Annotated in this window: 5 protein-coding genes; all 5 read right to left on the bottom strand. The window is 62.6% G+C overall.

Features of this window, described 5'->3' with window-relative positions:
- Nucleotides 1-5: 5 nt before the first annotated feature.
- From paaE to paaA, 5 genes are read right to left on the bottom strand one after another with little or no spacing between them, the layout of a single operon-like run.
- Nucleotides 6-1,094, bottom strand: a complete 1,089-nt coding sequence (paaE, locus tag AWB76_RS38395; RefSeq protein ID WP_061165291.1) for a 1,2-phenylacetyl-CoA epoxidase subunit PaaE — start codon at nucleotides 1,092-1,094, stop codon at nucleotides 6-8.
- 41 nt (nucleotides 1,095-1,135) lie between these two features.
- Entirely contained in the window at nucleotides 1,136-1,639 is a 504-nt protein-coding gene (paaD, locus tag AWB76_RS38390) for a 1,2-phenylacetyl-CoA epoxidase subunit PaaD (protein ID WP_061165290.1), read from the bottom strand.
- Complete coding sequence (gene paaC / locus AWB76_RS38385; protein WP_061165289.1) at nucleotides 1,640-2,437, bottom strand: 1,2-phenylacetyl-CoA epoxidase subunit PaaC; 798 nt, start codon at nucleotides 2,435-2,437, stop codon at nucleotides 1,640-1,642.
- A gap of 11 nt (nucleotides 2,438-2,448) precedes the next feature.
- On the bottom strand, nucleotides 2,449-2,754 hold the full coding sequence (gene paaB, locus AWB76_RS38380; protein ID WP_341845329.1) for a 1,2-phenylacetyl-CoA epoxidase subunit PaaB: 306 nt from the start codon (nucleotides 2,752-2,754) through the stop codon (nucleotides 2,449-2,451).
- Nucleotides 2,751-3,758, bottom strand: coding sequence for a 1,2-phenylacetyl-CoA epoxidase subunit PaaA (paaA, locus tag AWB76_RS38375; protein WP_061165288.1), 1,008 nt, complete (start codon nucleotides 3,756-3,758; stop codon nucleotides 2,751-2,753). Before paaA ends, paaB begins: the two co-directional genes overlap by 4 nt.
- Between the last annotated feature and the right edge of the window lie 16 nt (nucleotides 3,759-3,774).

Genomic DNA, 3,774 nt, shown 5'->3' with positions numbered 1-3,774 from the left:
GTGCTTTAACGCTCGTCGAAACTCACCACCACCCGCTCGCTCACCGGATGACACTGGCAAGTCAGCACGAAACCTTCATCGATCTCGTGTTGTTCGAGCGTGTAGTTCTTGTCCATCTTTACTTCGCCTTCGAGCACCTTCGCGCGGCACGTGCAGCACACGCCACCCTTGCACGCATACGGCAACGCGAGCCCTGCTTTCAGCCCCACATCGAGCACGCTCACGCCTTCATACGGCAGGCGCAGCTTGCGCTTCTTGCCATCGATGACCAATTCAAGCTCCGCCGCCGGCGTGCTCTCCGTGATCTCGATCGTCGGCGCACCCGCTTGCGGCAGCGGCGTGCCGAAACGCTCGACGTGAATCTGCTTCGGCGCCACGCCCGACTCTTTGAGCGCAGCTTCGGCGGCATCCATCATCGGGCCGGGACCGCAGATAAAGGCTTCATCGATTTCTTCGGGCGAGAGCAGCGTCGACAGAAACGCCTTGCACTTCTCCTGATCCAGCACGCCGTTGAAGAGCTCGACATCCTGCAAATCATCCGACAGCACGTGATACAGCGAGAACCGGTCCATATACCGATTCTTCAGATCTTCGAGTTCCTCGGCGAACATGATCGCGTCCACGCTGCGATTGCCGTACACCAGCGTGAAGCGGCTCGTCGGCTCCATGTCCAGCGTCGTCTTGATGATCGCCAGTACCGGCGTGATGCCCGAGCCGCCCGAGAACGCCACGTAATGCTTCGCGTGATCCGCGTTCAGATGCGTGAAGAAGCGGCCATCGGGCGTCATCACGTCGATCTCGTGGCCGGGCTTCAAGGTATCGAACGCGAAGTTCGAGAAACGCCCGCCGCGCACGCGCTTGATGCCGATACGCAATTCGCCATCGCGATCGTAGTCGGTCACGCCCACGCAGATCGAATACGAACGGCGCGTCTCCTCGCCATCGATATGCGTCTTGAGCGTCACGAACTGGCCCTGCGTGAAGCGAAATGCATCGCGCAGCGCGGGCGGCACGTCGAACGACACGGTGACCGCATCGGCGGTTTCGGGGCGCACATCGCGGATGCGCAGCGGGTGGAATTGCGGAGTCGCCATGTTTTTTTGGCTCGCTTTTCAGTTGATTCAGTTGAAGCGGTTCAGTACGGCTTGAAGTAATCGAACGGCTCGCGGCAATCGATGCATCGATACAACGCCTTGCACGCCGTCGAGCCGAATTGCGCCAGCTTCTCCGTGTGCTTCGATCCGCAGCGCGGGCAGGCGATCACTTCCTTTCTGTACGGCACGAAGCGGATCGGTTGTTCGGCGCTGCTGCATGCGCCCGACGGCGGCGCGATGCCATAGCGGCGCAGCTTCTCGCGCGCGTCATCGGTGATCCAGTCCGTCGTCCACGCGGGCGCCAATACCGTTTCAATGCGATGCGCGCCGAGCTTCGCGTCATCGATCGCCTGTGCGATGTCTTCCGCAATCTGCGACATCGCCGGACATCCCGAGTACGTCGGCGTGATCACCACTTCGAGCACGCCATCGGCGCCGTGACGCACATCGCGCAGAATGCCCAGCTCGCGAATCGACACCACCGGGATCTCCGGATCAGGCACCGACTCGAGCACATGCCACGCGCGTTCGATTGTTGTTTGCATTTACCAGCTCGCGCCCGGATGTTGACGCGCCAGGCTCTGCATTTCCGCCAGCAGATAACCCATATGCTCCGAGTGCTCGCCGTGCTTGCCCGTGCTGATGTGCTGCACATCGGCAGGCGCTTTGAGCGTCGCTTCATCGAATGCCGATGCAAGCTGGTCACGCCACGCCGCTTCGAACTCGCTCGCCAGCGGTGCGATGCCCGCATCGGCGACGGCCTGTTCGATGGCATCGGTGGCGAAGAACTCGCGCGTGTACGGCATCAGATAATCGAGCGCAGCCTGCGCCCGCCGATGCGACTCCGCCGTGCCATCGCCGAAACGCACGAGCCAGTCGCGCGCATGATGCAGGTGATAGCGCGTCTCCTTGATCGATTTCGCCGCGATCGCCGCGAGTTGCGCATCGCTCGAGGTCTGCAGCGCGTTCCACACTTCGAGCATCAGCGCCGAGTACAGGAAGTTGCGCACGATCGTCACCGCGTAATCGCGCTCGGTGCGCGTCGTGCCCGCGAGCGGACCGAAGTGCGGCAACTCCGCGATCGTGTAGTTGGCGAACTCGCGCTCGGTGCGGAAATACGCGTAGTCGTCTTCGGTTTTTTTGCTGCCGTTCAATTCGGATTCGAGCGTCGCCGCATGCGTGTACAGCAAACGCGCCTGACCGATCAGATCCAGACTGATGTTCGCGAGCGCAATGTCTTCTTCCAATGCGGGGCCGTGACTGCACCACTCCGCATTGCGTTGACCGAGGATCAGCGCGTTGTCCGCGAGACGCAGCACGTAGGCGAGATGTTCCTGAATCATGTCGCGCGCCCTTACATGTGATTGATTTCGTCGGGCAGCACGAAGAACGTCGGATGCCGATAGATCTTGTCGCCCGCGGGCTCGAACAACTCCGCCTTGTCCGCCGGGTCCGATGCCGTGATCGCCGCCGACGGCACCACCCAGATGCTCACGCCTTCCTGACGTCGCGTGTACACGTCGCGCGCCATGCGCAACGCCGCGCCCGCATCCGCCGCGTGCAGACTGCCGCAATGCTTGTGATCGAGTCCCTGCTTGCTGCGCACGAACACTTCCCAGATCGGCCATTCCTTGTTCATCTTCATCGTCTCCATGTTCATGCAGCTTCTTGATGGGCGCGGGCTTGCTGCTTCTCCGCGTAGGCGAGCGCCGCTTCGCGAACCCACGCGCCGTCGTCGTGGGCTTTGACGCGTGTGGCGAGGCGTTCCTTGTTGCACGGGCCATCGCCGTTCACGACGCGCCAGAATTCATCCCAGTCGATCGCGCCGTAGTCGTGTGCCTGACGTTCGTCGTTCCACTTCAGGTCCGCGTCGGGCAGCGTGACGCCGAGGATCTTCGCCTGCTCGACGGTGGCATCGACGAACTTCTGGCGCAGGTCATCGTTCGAAATGCGCTTGATGCCCCACGCGAACGACTGGCCGCTGTGGATCGAGTCCTTGTCGCTCGGGCCGAACATCATCAGCACCGGCCACCACCAGCGGTTCACCGCCTGCTGCACGAGGTCCTTTTGCGCCTGCGTGCCCTTCATCATCGCGAGCAGCGCGTCGAAACCCTGGCGTTGATGGAACGACTCCTCCTTGCAGATGCGGATCATCGCGCGGGCGTACGGCCCGTAGGTGCAGCGGCACAGCGGAATCTGATTCATGATCGCGGCGCCATCGACGAGCCAGCCGATCACGCCGACATCGGCCCACGTGGGCGTCGGATAGTTGAAGATGCTCGAGTATTTGGCCTTGCCCGCGTGCAGCGCCGCGACCAGTTGATCGCGCGAGACGCCGAGCGTTTCGGCGGCGCTGTAGAGATACAGGCCGTGGCCGCCTTCGTCCTGCACTTTGGCGAGCAGGATCGCCTTGCGCTTCAGGCTTGGCGCGCGGCTGATCCAGTTGCCCTCGGGTTGCATGCCGATGATCTCCGAATGCGCATGCTGCGAGATCTGGCGCACCAGCGTCTTGCGATAGGCCTCGGGCATCCAGTCCTGCGGCTCGATCTTGCCATCGGCCTGCATCACCGCGTCGAAGCGGGTTTGGTCGGCGCTGGCGGCGGGATTGGCCGATACGTCGCCGGGTTGGGTCGGGCTCGGGATGTCCAGGGATTGGGTGTACATGCGGGGCTCCGCTCGT

The sequence above is a fragment of the Caballeronia temeraria genome, assembly GCF_001544795.2.
Taxonomy (GTDB): Bacteria; Pseudomonadota; Gammaproteobacteria; order Burkholderiales; family Burkholderiaceae; genus Caballeronia; species Caballeronia temeraria.
The sequence above is the reverse complement of the archived record's forward strand: the minus strand, read 5'-3'. Positions and strand labels throughout refer to the sequence as shown.

Coding starts and splice junctions, on each gene's coding strand:
- paaA (WP_061165288.1), bottom strand. CDS start 3,758: ATGTACACCCAATCCCTGGACATCCCGAGCCCGACCCAACCCGGCGAC.
- paaD (WP_061165290.1), bottom strand. CDS start 1,639: ATGCAAACAACAATCGAACGCGCGTGGCATGTGCTCGAGTCGGTGCCT.
- paaE (WP_061165291.1), bottom strand. CDS start 1,094: ATGGCGACTCCGCAATTCCACCCGCTGCGCATCCGCGATGTGCGCCCC.
- paaB (WP_341845329.1), bottom strand. CDS start 2,754: ATGAACATGGAGACGATGAAGATGAACAAGGAATGGCCGATCTGGGAA.
- paaC (WP_061165289.1), bottom strand. CDS start 2,437: ATGATTCAGGAACATCTCGCCTACGTGCTGCGTCTCGCGGACAACGCG.